This is a genomic window from Burkholderia sp. IDO3, assembly GCF_003366075.1.
Lineage (GTDB): Bacteria > Pseudomonadota > Gammaproteobacteria > Burkholderiales > Burkholderiaceae > Burkholderia > Burkholderia anthina.
Map to the genome: position 1 here is coordinate 151,296 of NZ_CP028965.1, position 13,665 is coordinate 164,960.

Consider the following 13,665-nt stretch of genomic DNA (forward strand, 5'->3'; position numbering starts at 1 on the left):
TGCCAGCCGCGCGTCGGGTCTGTCGCGGCGCCTGATGTGGCGGCGAGCCGGTCCCGCATGAGATCGGCCTCGCCCCGCCGACGGGTGCCCGTCGTGCCGGCACGCTGTGATTACAGCACGCATCGGCCGACTACCTGCCGGGACAGGTGGAAGCGGCCTCGGGTTCGATCGACTCTACCTTACTCAGGCTTGCGACGACTGATGTTGAAGCGACGCGATCAGCGGGCAGGAAATCGTGCCTTTGCTCGCATGACAGGCGCACACCAACTGAGATAACACGGATTCCATCCGCGCGAGGTCCGCGAGCCGCGCCCGGATATCGCTGAGCTTGTGTTCAGCGAGGCTGCTTGCGTCATGACAGTGCGTGCCGTCCTCGAGCCGGAGCAGGTCGGCAACCTCATCCAGCGTAAAGCCGAGCCGCTGGGCCGATTTGACAAAACGCACCCGCGCCACGTCGGCCGGGCCATAGCGGCGAATGCCACCGTAGGGCTTGTCCGGCTCGGGCAGCAGCCCCTTGCGCTGATAAAACCGGATCGTTTCCACATTGACGTTGGCCGCCCTGGCAACGGCCCCAATGGTCAGGCTTTGCGGATCGCTGAACATACTCCTTGACTCCGTACTGGACTACGGAACTAAGGTTACATCATCGTCCAATCATCTGAAAGGAGACGCCGATGCAGGGGGAACCCGGAAACGAACTGAAGACCAGTCGTGGTGCGCTCGCGGCCGGTGGCCTCGCCGCCATTCTCGCCTCGACTTGCTGTCTGGGGCCGCTGGTGCTCGTGGCACTGGGGGTCAGCGGTGCCTGGATCGGCAACCTAACCGCACTGGAACCGTATCGCCCCGTCTTCCTCGGCGTGGCGCTCGTCGCACTGTTATTTGCCGGACGCCGCATCTTCCGTCCGGCACACGCCTGCCAGCCCGGCGAGGTGTGCGCGGTACCGCAGGTGCGCGCCATCTACAAGCTCATTTTCTGGGTCGTCGCTGCCCTGATGCTGATCGCGCTCGGCTTCCCTTACGTCATGCCGCTGTTTTATTAAAAGGAGATTGTCATGAAGCGATTCGTTGTCCTGGCTGCCCTCGCAGCTACCCTCAGCGCCCCGGCCTGGGCCGCCATGAAGACCGTGGCGCTCTCGGTGCCCGGCATGACCTGCGCATCCTGCCCCGTCACCGTTCGGGCTGCGCTTAAGCGCGTCGATGGCGTCAAGGACATCGCCGTGATCGGCGAGACGGATATCCAGGTGACGTATGACGATGCCAGGACCAACGTCGCTGCGCTCATCAACGCGACGAAGAACGCCGGTTATCCGTCCAGCGTCAAGCAGTAGCGGCCATACACTCGGGAGCGACATCATGGGACTGATTACACGCATCGCCGACAAGGCGGGAGTACTCGGCAGTATCGCCTCTGCAATGGGCTGTGCCGCGTGCTTTCCCGCCCTCGCCAGCCTGGGGGCGGCGATCGGACTCGGTTTCCTCGCCCGATGGGAGGGACTTTTCATCACCACGCTGATCCCGCTGTTCGCGGCGCTGGCGCTGCTCGCCAACGGGCTGGGCTGGTTCAGTCACCGCCAATGGCACCGTACGGCACTGGGCGTGATCGGGCCGTTGCTGGTGTTGTCCGCCGCGGTATTGATGCGGTTCTATGGCCTGCCGACCGCGCCGCTGCTCTACGTTGGCCTGGTATTTATGGTCGGCATGTCGATCTGGGATCTCCGCGCCCCAGCAACTCGCCGGTGCGGCCCCGATGGCTGCGAACTTCCACCCAAACACGGTTGACCACCCCACGCGTTGGCGCAACGACAAAGGAGCTTTTGCATGATTCAGTTGAAGATTACCGGCATGACCTGTGACTCATGCGCGATGCACGTCAAGGACGCCCTGGAGCGGGAGCCGGGCGTGCGCGCGGCGAGCGTGTCTTATCCGAAGGCACAGGCCGAGGTGGAAAGTGACCCGCACGTGACGGTTGAAGCACTGACCACCGCCGTGGCGCGGGTTGGCTACGGCGCCCGTCCGGCCGGCACGTCGACGCCGCCGGCTGGATTGCTCGACAAGGCGCGGGGCTGGTTCGGTGCCGGCGCGCAGCGCGAGGGGAGCGAACTGCCGCTGCACGTCGCCGTGATCGGCAGTGGTGGCGCTGCCATGGCCGCCGCGTTGAAGGCGGTCGAGCAAGGCGCGCGCGTGACGCTCGTCGAGCGCGGCACGATCGGTGGCACCTGCGTCAATGTCGGCTGCGTGCCGTCGAAGATCATGATTCGCGCCGCGCACATCGCACACCTGCGGCAGGCCAGCCCCTTCGATGAGGGCATCACGCCGACGTCGCCGGCGATCCTGCGCGACCGGCTGCTGGCGCAGCAGCAGGCGCGCGTCGACGAACTGCGGCACGCCAAGTACGAGAGCATCCTGGCCGGCAACCCGTCGATCACGGTACTGCACGGCGAAGCCCGCTTCAAGGACAACCGGCATCTGGTCGTGCGGCTGAACAAAGGCGACGAGCAGGAAGTGGTGTTCGACCGCTGCCTGATTGCGACCGGCGCCAGTCCCGCCATCCCACCGATCCCGGGCCTGAAAGACACCCCGTACTGGACCTCGACCGAAGCGCTGGCGAGCGCGACGCTACCCAAGCGCCTGGCCGTGATCGGCTCGTCGGTGGTGGCGGTGGAACTGGCACAGGCCTTCGCGCGTCTCGGCAGCGAGGTGACGATCCTCGCGCGCAGCACGCTGTTCTTCCGCGAAGACCCGGCGATCGGCGAGGCGCTCACCGCCGCGTTCCGTGCTGAGGGCATCGACGTGCGCGAGCACACGCAGGCCAGTCGCGTCGCGCACGAGAACGACGAATTCGTGCTCACCACCGAGCACGGTGAGCTGCGCGCCGACCAACTGCTGGTCGCGACTGGCCGCACGCCCAACACACGCAGTCTGGGCCTGGACGCCGCGGGCGTGGCGGTGAATGCGCAAGGCGCCATCGTGATCGACCAGGGCATGCGCACCAGCGTGCCGCACATCTACGCCGCGGGTGACTGCACCGATCAGCCGCAGTTCGTGTATGTCGCGGCGGCGGCCGGCACCCGGGCGGCCATCAATATGACCGGCGGCGATGCTGCGCTCGATCTGAGCGCGATGCCCTCCGTGGTGTTCACCGACCCGCAGGTCGCGACCGTCGGCTACAGCGAAGCGGAAGCCCACCACGACGGGATCGAGACCGACAGCCGCATGCTCACCCTCGACAACGTGCCGCGCGCGCTGGCCAACTTCGACACGCGTGGCTTCATTAAGCTGGTGGTCGAGGAAGGCAGCCATCGGCTTCTGGGCGTACAGGCCGTGGCGCCGGAAGCGGGCGAGCTGATCCAGACGGCGGCGATCGCGATCCGGGCGGGGATGACGGTCCAGACGCTGGCCGACCAGCTGTTCCCGTACCTGACGATGGTCGAGGGACTGAAGCTCGCGGCGCAGACCTTCTCGAAGGACGTGACGCAACTGTCCTGTTGCGCAGGATGACCCGCCCGCGACGAGGCCCACGCCGATTATCGAAGCAGTGACATTCAAAGTATGCGAGGTGCGAAAGGATGAACACCGCCAATTACGTCTCGGAGATTGTCGACGGACTCGCGATGGTCAATCGCCGGGAGGGGTTTGCCCAGCTTTTTGTTGTGCTGCTTCGTGAACTCGCGAAAGGGACGGCGGTATCGCGGCAGACCCTGTCCACCGCGCTCGGCTGGTCGGCGGGGCGCGTGAATGCGATGCTCGACGGGATGCCCGATATCGAGTACGACGATCGGGGCCATATAGCCGGCTACGGCATCACGCTTCGCGAGACACCGCACACGTTCGAGGTCGATGGCCACCGGCTGTACGTGTGGTGCGCGCTGGACGCCCTGATGTTCCCGGCGATGATCGGCAAGCGCGCTCGCGTGGCGTCGAGTTGCCCGGCAACCGGCAGGCCGGTGTCCCTCGTCGTGACCCCCGAGCGCGTCACGGGAATCGAGCCGCCGGGTGCGGTCATCTCACTGCGGCGTCCGCACACCACGGCCAGCATTCGCCAGGCGTTCTGCTGCTGTGTGCATTTCTTCGCCTCTCGTCCGGCAGGCGAGCGGTGGATCTCGCAGACCGGAGAAGCCGAGCTGCTCATGAGCGTCGACGAAGCCTTTCAATTCGGGCGGGCGGTCGGGAACCAGCTGCTCGGGCATGCGGGAGTCGAATCATCATGAATGCCTACACCATCTCCCATCTCGCCAGCGAGGCTGGCGTCAGCATCCATGTCGTGCGCGACTATGTGTTGCGCGGGCTGCTCCGCCCTGCACAGCGCACTGCGAGCGGGTACGGCCTCTATGACGCCCAGTCGTTGACGCGCCTGCGTTTTGTGCGCGCGGCATTCGAGGCCGGCATCGGCCTGAATGACCTGATCCGGCTGTGTCGCGAACTCGACACAGGGAGCGACGCCGCCGTCGAATCCCTGGCGCACCTGCGGTCGTTGATTGTCGCGCGGCGTGCAGGCCTGGAGGCACTCGACCAGCAACTTGCCGGGATGATCCGCGCCGCGCGATCCGCGACCGAACTGGAGAGCCATCATGCGTAGTCCTGATCCAACTGCATCGCCTCGCCCACGCTGGCGTACCTGGATGTGGGGAACGTTGGCCGTCCTGACCTGCCCGTGCCACCTGCCCATTCTCATCGCGCTGCTGTCCGGGACGATGGTCGGGGCGTTTGTCACCGAACACGAAGGCATTGCCCTGCTCGTACTGCTCGCGCTGTTTGTCTTCGCGCTGCTGAACGCGCTGGGGCGGGCACGCCAGCTTCCATAGGCGGTTGCGGCCCTGGACCACTGGCCTGTCAATCGGGCGCTCGGTGGCCTGCCTCAGGCGACGCGGGCGAAGGAGGGATTCGATCATGAAGACTGGCAACGCAAGCACCGTTGATTGCGGCGTCTGTTGCAGGGAGATCCCGCTCGATGCGGCATTCACGCCGGAGGGAGCCGACTACGTCATGCATTTCTGCGGACTGGACTGTTATCGCCGGTTCACCGAACGCGCCGCACATGACCGCCCCCGGCTCCTGTCCGGAAATGGGCGCGACGCTGTGGGTAGTGGCGGCGTGTCCAAAGCATAGCGCCGCGGGAGAGGACGGATGGTGCGCCATCGATCCATGAAAAAAATTGCGCTCGCCCTGCAGGGGGGCGGGTCCCACGGGGCCTTCACCTGGGGCGTGCTCGACCGCCTGCTCGAAGACGAGCGGCTCGTCATCGAAAGCATTAGCGGCACCAGCGCGGGCGCGATGAACGCCGCCGTCCTGGCCGACGGCTTTGAAAAAGGCGGGGCCCCGGGCGCAAGGGAGGCGCTCTCCCGGTTCTGGACCGCGATGGCCAGGGCCGGCACCTTCAGCCCTTATCGATCGGGGCCCCTGAATCCGCTGGGACCGGACTGGTCACCCGTCGCGCAGTGGTGGGACTGGATCAGCCAGGCGTTCTCGCCCTATCAGCTCAACCCGTTCAACTTCAATCCGCTCCGGGAGGTGCTGTCCCAGACGATCGACTTCGCGTGTGTCAGGCGCTGTCAGAAGATCCGGTTGTACGTCTCGGCCACCAACGTGCGGACCAACAACCTGCGTCTCTTCACCGGCGCGGAGCTCTCCGTCGAGGTGCTGCTGGCTTCGGCCTGCCTGCCGCAGATCTATCCGGCTGTCGCGGTCGACGGCGAGTACTACTGGGATGGCGGCTTTCTGGGGAACCCGGTGCTCGAGCCGCTCGTTGACGGCTGTACGGACTTTGCCGATATCGTGCTGGTACAGGTCGATCCGTTCCGGCGCGACGCGGTGCCGCGCACCGCGCAGGAGATCGCAAGCCGAGTCAACGAAATCAGCTTCAACGCCAGCCTGATGCGAGAGATCCGCGCGATCGCGGGCATCACGCGGCTGATCGCGGCCGGCGTGGTGAAGGACCCGAGATATCGGTGCGTGTATTTTCATCGCATAGCCGCCGAGGAGGTGTTCAGAGACCTTGGCAGTCGCACCAAGCTCGACACGCACCCGGCGTTCCTTGCCCGGCTGCGCGATTCCGGCCGGGAAGCCGCCGGGCGCTGGCTCACAGAGCACTTCGCCGACCTGGGGTGCAGGACCACACTTGAACTATCGGCCTGGCGGCCGGTGGCGGCTCGCGCCAGCTCGTCGCGTGAACGGCCAGCACCTTCGGACTCGATCGACTGAAATTGAGGCGTCCCATGACAATGCACGCAGGGCTCGCAACGGAACCACCGTTAGCCGGTATTGGTCCGGGGCGCAAGGCCTTGCTGCTGTGCGGCGGGGGCAGCCGGGGCGCCATGGAGGTGGGGTTCTACCAGGCCTTGACTGAATGCGGCGTGCGCGCAGACATGGTGCTCGGCAGCTCGATCGGGGCGCTGAACGGCGCGTATATCGCCGGCGGCATCGCGGCACCCCGGCTTATCGAACTGTGGCGCGAGTTCCGGTTGCGTCAGGCCGTGTCCCTGAACTGGGACTGGCTGCGCCATGGGGGCCGCAGCGCGGGCCTGCTCGGGCTCGACCCGCTACGGGCCATGCTGCGCCGAACCTTGCCGGCCACGCGATTCGAGCAGCTCGCGATCCCGCTCACGATCGTCACCACCGATCTGCAGTCGGGTTCCGCGTGCTACTGGTCCGGACAGGGGGATCTGATTGAGCCCCTGATCGCCTCGATGAGCCTGCCCGGCATCTTTCCCCCCGTCGAACTAGGCGGTCGGCCGCACGTCGATGGCGGCCTCGCGAACGATGTGCCATTCGCGAAAGCCGAAGCACTCGGCGCCCGAGCCGTCTATCTGATCGAGTGCGCCTGTGCGCAGCGTTGTCCGCGACCGCCGCGCGGCTGGGCGGATATTCTGATGCGCAGCTTTTCGATTGCGCTCGCCGGAAAATACGCCGCCGAACGCGAACATTTTCACGGCCGACTCGAGGTCTTCGTGGTGCGTCCGCAGCTCACCGACGAGATCGACCTGCTGGATTTCCGGCACAGCGTGGAGCTGATCGAGGTCGCTTACCGCCAGACACGCCGTGCTCTTGAACAGCTTCCTTTGACCGACCGAAGCGCGTCATCGTGAGGAATCGGGATGCCACGCCAGTTCTGCTTGACTCTGGAGTTAGCACCAGGGTCTAGCATCAAGGCAGAGTGAGGAGATTCAGCGCGAGCGGGGCACCGGCCGCGATGAACGGCGCTCCCTCTTGCGCGGCAGCACTCACATGCGCAGTGCAACCACCAACGTCGATTGACGCGGGAGTGATCCATGGATCGTTTACAGTCGATGCGCGTCTTCATTAAGGTCGCGGAGCTTGGCAGTTTCTGCAAGGCCGCCATAGCGCTGGAGATGGGGAATTCCGTCGTGACCCGGCATATCGCCGAGCTTGAACGAAGCCTTGGCGCGCGGCTTCTGAACCGCACCACTCGCTCGCTGTCGCTGACCGAGTCCGGCCAGGTGTACCTGGAGCGGGCAACGCAGATTCTCGACGATCTCGACGAGCTGGAGCACAGCCTCGTTGCCCGCAACCACGAGCCCGTCGGCACGTTGCGGATCGTCGCCCCGGTCGTGTTCGGCCTGAATAACCTCGCGCCTGCGCTGCATGCCTACGCACAGCGCTATCCGAGGGTCGTGCCCAATGTGACCCTGGTCGACCGCGAGGTCAATATGGTCGAAGAAGGCTTCGACGTCGGGATCGTGATCGCGGAGCGCGTGCGCAGTGCCAGTGTCGTGATGCGGCGATTGACGAGCGGATGCATCGCCGTGTGTGCGACACCCGGTTACCTCGAACGGCATGGTGTGCCGCAGCGGCCGGAACAGCTGCTCGAGCATCAGTGTCTGTCGCTGCCGGCCGATCAGGGCGGAGACGCATACATCTTCACCGCCCCGGGCGGCGAAGCGGTTCGGGTGCGTCCGACCAATGTGGCGTTCGCGAACAACGCCGAGATGCTGCGACAACTGGCGCTACTCGGCCACGGCATCGCAATCCTGCCGAGCTATCTGATCGAACGCGACATCGCGAGCGGACGACTTGTCAGTCTGCTGCCCGAGTACCAACTGCCGTGTGTGGACGTGCACATCGCCTATCCGAGTCGGCATTACCTGCCGGCAAAAGTGCGCACGTTCATCGATCACCTGATTGAGCAATTCGCGTTGCAGCCAGCGGGCGCATATCCCGCTTTACGTGTCGCTGCTATGCAGGCACAAGCAACCCCGCCGCGAGATCCGCTCGGCAGTCACGCTCGCCCGGAGGCCGGCCCGCCGTCCTGGCCTCGCCTCACGAGCTGGCGGGCGGACGGTGAGCTGTCCCACTCCTTCGCGGAGACGCTTGCAGGGTGCGGGGGCACTGACGACCACCTGCGACCGACGGACCGGACCGAAAAGATCGATGCTCACTGGGCCGCGGAGGCTGATCGTGAAGCTGACACCCCAGCTTAGCAGTGTGCGCCGCCCTGAGACGGGAGAACCACCATGCTGACCATCGGCAAAGTCGCCGCGCAGGCTCACGTGAGCATCGACACGGTTCGCTACTATGAGAAAGAGGGGCTGTTGGCGCCTGTCGGGAGAAGCGGGAACGGTTACCGTTTTTACGACGACCAGGCGGTGCGCCGCTTGCATTTCATCAAGCATGCCCAGCACTGCGGGTTATCGCTCTGGGATATCCGGGAATTGCTCGCACTCACGAGCCGGACTGATTCCCATTGCCAGGATATCCGTCGCTATGCGTTCGAGAAAAAGCTGCAACTGGAACAGAAAATTCGTTCGCTGCAAGGTAAGCGGTCGGTAAAGGACGCCTCTCTCCTCCATCTGCGTCACACTCGGTTAAGATCGACTTGCCGTGAGCGGCGAGTTTGCTCAGCGGCAGATCGTCGCCTCTACCCAGCGGACTCTTCGCCCATGCCATCAACTGATTTCGAAGCACACCTCGTTGCCCTTGCGCGAGAGTCTTCATGGTTTTGGCCTGCACTGGTTGCAGTCCGGTCCCTGAATCTACCCTCCTGGTGCATTGGTGCTGGTGCCGTACGGAACCTCGTCTGGGACTCTTTGCATGGATTGGAGACATCGTCAGCATTGCGTGACGTCGATGTTGCGTACTTTGATGGCGCTGATCTTTCTGCAGAGCGCGACGCAACGTTTCAGTCTCATCTAAGCAGGATGCACCCCCAATTGCCATGGGAGGTCACCAATCAAGCCGCCGTTCATACCTGGTTCGAGGCGGCTTTTGGTTACGCCGTGCCACCATTGAAGTCGCTGGAGGCCGCCGTCGCGTCGTGGCCAGAGTATGCAACCGCAGTCGGGTAGACTCTACTTCCTGATGACACGATCAAGGTTCTTGCACCGTATGGGCTGGATGATTTGTTCGCCATGGTGGTTCGTCGGAATCCCGAGCGAGTCAGTGTCGCGACGTATCGGCAGCGGGTACAAGAGAAGCAGTATCGCAATCGCTGGCCTCGCGTGACCATCGTTCACTGCTAAGGGCTCGTACTCGGTGGCTCGCCAGTCGGTTGGTTATTGTATGGTGACGCCCAAGGCAGCAGGGCCGCGTAGCTGTCAGCGGTTGAAGCGTGCGGCAGATTAGCAAACAGCCAGACGAGATAGCGGTATGGGTCGATGCCATTCGCCTTGCAGGTCTCGACCAGTGAGTAGAGATTGGCGCTGGCCTGTGCGCCGGCTACCGTATCGGAGAACAGCCAGCCCTTGCGTCCGACGACGAACGGTCGGATCGCGTTCTCGCACAGGTTGTTCGAGATCGGCCAGGTACCGTTTTCGACGTAGCGAACCAGTTTGGGCCACTGTCCGCTTAGATACTGCAATGCCTTGCCGAGCAGACTCGACGGCACGACGCCCGGTAGATGCTCGACCAGCATGCGCTCGATGATGCCGAGCACGCGGGTGCTGTATCGCGCACGCAGTCGCCGCCGACATTCGGGTTTCCACTTCGCGCTGCGCGCCTCGGCCGCGAACAGCTTGCCGATCAGCACGACGAAGCGCGTGGCCAGCAGATCCGGCGAGCGTGCAGCCTTCGGCACCGACTCCTCGGCCTTGATGAAGCCGCGGCGCACGTGTGCCCAGCATCCGAGATGCACGAGCTGGTGATCGTGGGCGATTCCGTTGTAGAGCTCGTACCCATCAGTCATCAGCACGGTGCCAGGGTGCACGCCAGCATAGAGCTTCTGCGCGTGCTGGGCGCCGCGCCCCGGCGAGTACGAGAACATCCGTACTGGCGGCCCCGAGCCGTTGACCTGCGCCCACAGGTAACTCTTCGCCTGCGGCCTGCGTCCTGGCTCCTTCAGCACTTGGAACGTTGTCTCGTCGCCGTAGATCAGGTCCGATTCGAGCAGCGCGTCGCGCATCAGGTTGATCACCGGCTGCGTGGCCAGTCCCACCCGCACCACGCTGGCGGCCAGCGTGTTCGACGAGATGTCGCCGCCGAAGCGACGCAGCAGCGAGGTTTGGCGATACAGTGGCATACCATACTGGTACTTGCCAGTGATGATCCACGCTAGCGCGGATTCCGTGAGCAACCCGCGCGGGATGATACGCGCTGGCGCCGGCGTGACCTTGATGCCGAGATCACAGCACGGGCACGCGTACTTGACACGCTGGTGCTGAACGACGCGGACCTGCTCGGGGATCACGTCAAGCTGTTCGCTCGTCTCGACGCCGATCTCCACGAGGGCATAGCCGTCGTGCGCGCAGAATCGTTCAGACTCGGGTAGTTCGTGCCGCACGACCTCGCGCGGCAAGTTCGGATCGAGTGGTTTGCGTCCGCGCTTGCCTCGCGTGTGGGCGGCGACAGACGTGCCGGGCGCGTCCTCGCGCGCGGGCGCATTGGTAGTGGTGGCCAATGCTTCAGCTTCGTTGAACAAGCCGAGTTGGTCGGCATGGCGCGCCTCGCTAGAGGCGCCGAACAGTTCGTGCTTGTAGGCCCGCAGCTTCTCTTCGGCCAGATCGCGCTGGGCCGTCACGAGTCGAAGCTCACCACGCAGCGCATCGCGTTCGGCGCTCGCGGCAATCAGCGCTTCGTACTCCTCCGCGCTCAACATGACGGGTCTATTCGGCATGGCCGATTAGACCATGCCACCTGCGTGGTGTTCAGCTCATCCGCGCGTAATATCGCTGGGGATGCTTCTGGATCACGGCCAGGTCAATGCCGTCGAGCAGCCAGTGCAACTGTTCGGCGCTGAGCGTGATTGTGTCTCCTCCGTTCGGCCAGATGAAGCGGTCGGCTTCGAGTCGTTTGAGCAGCAACCAGAAGCCGTTGCCACCCCAGCCAAGGATCTTGATGCGATCACGACGGCGATTGCCGAACACGAACAGCGCCGAGGTCATCGGGTTCAGACGCATCGCCTGTTCGACCAGAATCGACAGTCCGTTGATGCCCATTCGGAAGTCGACCGGGTCGCGATGCAGGTAGACCTTCAGCCCTTCGTCGAACCGGAACAAGGCAGCCTCCCCAGCATCTGGATCACCGTGGCCAGTTCATCGACGCCCGCCTCGCCAAGATCGAATTCGACACCATTGGACAGGCGCACATGCAAGGAGAGCGCCATCGATTTCTCCAAAGGTGGTGGATCAGGCGGGAGTGCTGGCGGCAATGCGGAAATCGACGCGATTGGCACGAATGCTGGTGATGTATTGGGAATATCGATTGTGACGCCGTCGGAAATTGCAGGCGACCGAGCTACCCGATCGTGCTCGATCTGGGCCTGTATCTTTTGATGGCGGGCGACCCAGCTGCGCAGCAGATTTGGATTTAGATCGTGCTCCATTGCCGTTCGCGCTATCGACACACCAGGCTGCAGACAAAGTTGCACCAACTCGTCGCGGGCAGCATCGTCGTATTCTCGACGGCCATCTCGTTTTCGGCCAACAACCAGTCGGCTACGCAAGTCTTGTTTTTCACTCATACACTCTGATGCCAGCTGTCCACGTGGACACGTAGCATCAGAGTGCAGCGATTTCTACACAAGGGCGTCGTTATTCGATCGCTTACGCTGCAAGTCATGGCACACGCGCTGGATGCGATGATCGACACCTGTGCGGTCGCGGATGCTCCGCTCGATGCCTGTCCGATGCTCACCGCGCTGGAAGCGAGCATTTCATGCGCCGGCGGGCTTCGATCCGGGCCAGCCACCTCAGGCAAACCGGGCTCCGAGTCGTTCGACCGGTTGCGCTCCGGTAGCTGTTCGGATGGGTAGTGCCACTGGCACAATGACGCATGCATGCGGATACCGCCGACGGTGACCCGATCCGAGAACGCTGCCGCTTTCGGTATCATGCATGCACCCACGCTTGACGCACGCCATCACGTCCCATGTCCGCCGTCGATCGCTACATTGAGGCCGCCACACGCGAAAACACGCGGCGCAGCTATCAATCCGCGATCCGGCATTTTGAGGTCGAATGGGGTGGCTTTCTGCCGGCGAGTGCCGACGAGATCGCGCGGTACCTCGCGGACCACGCGCAGTCACTGTCGGTCAACACGCTGCGCGCCCGGCTTGCGGCGCTGGCGCAATGGCACCAGACGCAAGGTTTTCCGGACCCGACCAAGACGCCCCATGTTCGCAAGGTGATCAAGGGCATCGCGGCGCTGCATCCGGTGACCGAGAAGCGTGCCCGACCGTTGCAACTCGCGCAGCTCGAGCGCCTCGCGGCCTGGCTCGACGGACAGATCAGGGAAGCCGAGGAACACGGTGATACGCGCATGCGCTTGACGCACCTTCGCAACCGGGCGCTGGTGCTGCTTGGCTTCTGGCGGGGGTTTCGCTCTGACGAGTTGAGCCGCCTGCGAATCGAGCACATCGCCGTCGAGCCGGCCCGAGGCATGACGCTGTTCCTGCCGCGCACGAAGGGCGATCGCGCGCAACTCGGCACGACATTCAAGGCCCCGGCGCTCTCTCGTCTCTGTCCGGTAGCCGCATATGAGGCGTGGATTGCCGCGTCAAGCCTGACCGAAGGCCCGGTCTTTCGCAGCGTCGACCGCTGGGGGAACGTGAGCGACGCAGGTCTGCATGCCGGCAGCTTCGTGCCACTTCTGCGCACCCTGTTTCGTGCGGCGGGGCTACCGGCGCCCGACAGCTACAGCAGCCATTCACTGCGGCGGGGCTTTGCGACCTGGGCCAACTCGAACGGTTGGGACCTGAAAATGCTGATGGAATATGTCGGCTGGAAAGATGTGCGTTCGGCAATGCGTTACATCGATGCGGCCGATCCGTTCGCACAACATCGCATCGAGTCGGCACTTACAACGATGCCGCCACCGGCACCCACGCAGCCCGCGATCACCGAACCCGCAAAAACTCAGTTGTTGGCGGACGAGGTAACGACATCGTCGACGCCGCACACCCACCTGAACCTGCATTTGGTCATCGAGCGCAACAGCAAATTCGTGCGAGGCATGTCCAAGGCGCGCCGCTGGATCGAAGATTTCTGTCATTCCCTATATGAGATGCGTTGCGTCAACCGGCAGCGCACGCGATACGAGATCACCATGCCGTTTGCACACGGAGCCGAACTGGAAGCGGCGATCGAGGAACTGCTCGGCGAAATCCACTTTACTGCGGAGATGTGTAACTGCATGGCTGAGGCGGTGCTGCACGATCCTGTCGCAGATAGGTATTGGCGCTGATGGCGCTGGTCGACGTCCACTTCATCGGACGAACGT

At 63.9% G+C, this 13,665-nt stretch carries 15 protein-coding genes and 2 pseudogenes; 13 read left to right on the plus strand and 4 right to left on the minus strand.

The features are described from left to right. Positions 1–183: 183 nt before the first annotated feature. On the minus strand, positions 184–603 hold the full coding sequence (gene merR, locus DCN14_RS36370; protein WP_059888162.1) for an Hg(II)-responsive transcriptional regulator: 420 nt from the start codon (positions 601–603) through the stop codon (positions 184–186). A 71-nt stretch (positions 604–674) separates the two neighbouring features. Between merR and merT the strand changes: the two genes are divergently transcribed. From merT to DCN14_RS39195, 12 genes and pseudogenes are all read left to right on the plus strand, one after another. Next, complete coding sequence (gene merT, locus DCN14_RS36375) at positions 675–1,040, plus strand: mercuric ion transporter MerT (RefSeq protein ID WP_059888160.1); 366 nt, start codon at positions 675–677, stop codon at positions 1,038–1,040. Between the two features lie 12 nt (positions 1,041–1,052). Next, positions 1,053–1,328: a mercury resistance system periplasmic binding protein MerP gene (gene merP, locus DCN14_RS36380; protein WP_059888158.1), complete on the plus strand. Its 276-nt coding sequence runs from the start codon at positions 1,053–1,055 to the stop codon at positions 1,326–1,328. A 25-nt stretch (positions 1,329–1,353) separates the two neighbouring features. Beyond that, positions 1,354–1,779, plus strand: coding sequence for an organomercurial transporter MerC (gene merC, locus DCN14_RS36385; protein WP_059888157.1), 426 nt, complete (start codon positions 1,354–1,356; stop codon positions 1,777–1,779). Positions 1,780–1,818: 39 nt separating this feature from the next. Continuing rightward, on the plus strand, positions 1,819–3,498 hold the full coding sequence (gene merA / locus DCN14_RS36390; protein ID WP_059888155.1) for a mercury(II) reductase: 1,680 nt from the start codon (positions 1,819–1,821) through the stop codon (positions 3,496–3,498). A 68-nt stretch (positions 3,499–3,566) separates the two neighbouring features. Continuing rightward, the gene (merB, locus tag DCN14_RS36395) at positions 3,567–4,208 is read left to right on the plus strand and encodes an organomercurial lyase MerB (protein WP_059888153.1); all 642 of its coding nucleotides are present in this window, start codon (positions 3,567–3,569) and stop codon (positions 4,206–4,208) included. Further along, positions 4,205–4,576 (plus strand): mercuric resistance transcriptional repressor MerD, encoded by a 372-nt coding sequence (gene merD / locus DCN14_RS36400; RefSeq protein WP_059888151.1) that lies wholly within the window; start codon positions 4,205–4,207, stop codon positions 4,574–4,576. Before merB ends, merD begins: the two co-directional genes overlap by 4 nt. Continuing rightward, entirely contained in the window at positions 4,569–4,802 is a 234-nt protein-coding gene (gene merE / locus DCN14_RS36405) for a broad-spectrum mercury transporter MerE (protein ID WP_059888149.1), read from the plus strand. Before merD ends, merE begins: the two co-directional genes overlap by 8 nt. 85 nt (positions 4,803–4,887) lie before the next feature. Beyond that, positions 4,888–5,106 (plus strand): DUF3330 domain-containing protein, encoded by a 219-nt coding sequence (locus tag DCN14_RS36410; protein ID WP_115531502.1) that lies wholly within the window; start codon positions 4,888–4,890, stop codon positions 5,104–5,106. An 18-nt stretch (positions 5,107–5,124) separates the two neighbouring features. Then, positions 5,125–6,198, plus strand: coding sequence for a patatin-like phospholipase family protein (locus DCN14_RS36415; RefSeq protein ID WP_059888147.1), 1,074 nt, complete (start codon positions 5,125–5,127; stop codon positions 6,196–6,198). Positions 6,199–6,212: 14 nt separating this feature from the next. Further along, positions 6,213–7,082: a patatin-like phospholipase family protein gene (locus DCN14_RS36420; RefSeq protein WP_081062883.1), complete on the plus strand. Its 870-nt coding sequence runs from the start codon at positions 6,213–6,215 to the stop codon at positions 7,080–7,082. A 183-nt stretch (positions 7,083–7,265) separates the two neighbouring features. After that, positions 7,266–8,150, plus strand: a pseudogene (locus DCN14_RS36425) (LysR family transcriptional regulator); the annotation flags it as partial. Between the two features lie 318 nt (positions 8,151–8,468). Then, positions 8,469–9,473: pseudogene (locus tag DCN14_RS39195) on the plus strand (nucleotidyltransferase family protein). Here the strand turns inward: DCN14_RS39195 and DCN14_RS36440 are convergent. The 3 genes from DCN14_RS36440 to DCN14_RS36450 are packed head-to-tail and all read right to left on the minus strand — an operon-like array spanning position 9,470 to position 11,908. Beyond that, positions 9,470–11,062 carry an IS66 family transposase gene (locus tag DCN14_RS36440; RefSeq protein ID WP_059888143.1) on the minus strand — a complete coding sequence of 531 codons (1,593 nt, stop codon included), beginning with the start codon at positions 11,060–11,062 and terminating at the stop codon, positions 9,470–9,472. The pseudogene DCN14_RS39195 and the gene DCN14_RS36440 overlap by 4 nt on opposite strands. Positions 11,063–11,093: 31 nt before the next feature. Next, positions 11,094–11,444, minus strand: coding sequence for an IS66 family insertion sequence element accessory protein TnpB (gene tnpB, locus DCN14_RS36445; RefSeq protein ID WP_027810102.1), 351 nt, complete (start codon positions 11,442–11,444; stop codon positions 11,094–11,096). Continuing rightward, a complete protein-coding gene (locus tag DCN14_RS36450) occupies positions 11,420–11,908 on the minus strand; it encodes a transposase (protein WP_111946431.1) in 489 nt (162 codons plus the stop codon). The genes tnpB and DCN14_RS36450 overlap by 25 nt, the downstream gene beginning before the upstream one ends. Before the next feature lie 407 nt (positions 11,909–12,315). Here DCN14_RS36450 and DCN14_RS36455 point away from each other — a divergent pair, with 407 nt between their 5' ends. Then, positions 12,316–13,629: a site-specific integrase gene (locus tag DCN14_RS36455; RefSeq protein WP_081062881.1), complete on the plus strand. Its 1,314-nt coding sequence runs from the start codon at positions 12,316–12,318 to the stop codon at positions 13,627–13,629. Positions 13,630–13,665 lie beyond the last annotated feature (36 nt).

Excerpts from the sequence above, each read along its gene's own strand:
- merR (WP_059888162.1), bottom strand. The coding sequence starts at position 603 with ATGTTCAGCGATCCGCAAAGCCTGACCATTGGGGCCGTTGCCAGGGCG.
- merT (WP_059888160.1), top strand. The coding sequence starts at position 675 with ATGCAGGGGGAACCCGGAAACGAACTGAAGACCAGTCGTGGTGCGCTC.
- merP (WP_059888158.1), top strand. The coding sequence starts at position 1,053 with ATGAAGCGATTCGTTGTCCTGGCTGCCCTCGCAGCTACCCTCAGCGCC.
- merC (WP_059888157.1), top strand. The coding sequence starts at position 1,354 with ATGGGACTGATTACACGCATCGCCGACAAGGCGGGAGTACTCGGCAGT.
- merA (WP_059888155.1), top strand. The coding sequence starts at position 1,819 with ATGATTCAGTTGAAGATTACCGGCATGACCTGTGACTCATGCGCGATG.
- merB (WP_059888153.1), top strand. The coding sequence starts at position 3,567 with ATGAACACCGCCAATTACGTCTCGGAGATTGTCGACGGACTCGCGATG.
- merD (WP_059888151.1), top strand. The coding sequence starts at position 4,205 with ATGAATGCCTACACCATCTCCCATCTCGCCAGCGAGGCTGGCGTCAGC.
- merE (WP_059888149.1), top strand. The coding sequence starts at position 4,569 with ATGCGTAGTCCTGATCCAACTGCATCGCCTCGCCCACGCTGGCGTACC.
- DCN14_RS36410 (WP_115531502.1), top strand. The coding sequence starts at position 4,888 with ATGAAGACTGGCAACGCAAGCACCGTTGATTGCGGCGTCTGTTGCAGG.
- DCN14_RS36415 (WP_059888147.1), top strand. The coding sequence starts at position 5,125 with ATGGTGCGCCATCGATCCATGAAAAAAATTGCGCTCGCCCTGCAGGGG.
- DCN14_RS36420 (WP_081062883.1), top strand. The coding sequence starts at position 6,213 with ATGACAATGCACGCAGGGCTCGCAACGGAACCACCGTTAGCCGGTATT.
- DCN14_RS36440 (WP_059888143.1), bottom strand. The coding sequence starts at position 11,062 with ATGCCGAATAGACCCGTCATGTTGAGCGCGGAGGAGTACGAAGCGCTG.
- DCN14_RS36450 (WP_111946431.1), bottom strand. The coding sequence starts at position 11,908 with ATGAGTGAAAAACAAGACTTGCGTAGCCGACTGGTTGTTGGCCGAAAA.
- DCN14_RS36455 (WP_081062881.1), top strand. The coding sequence starts at position 12,316 with ATGTCCGCCGTCGATCGCTACATTGAGGCCGCCACACGCGAAAACACG.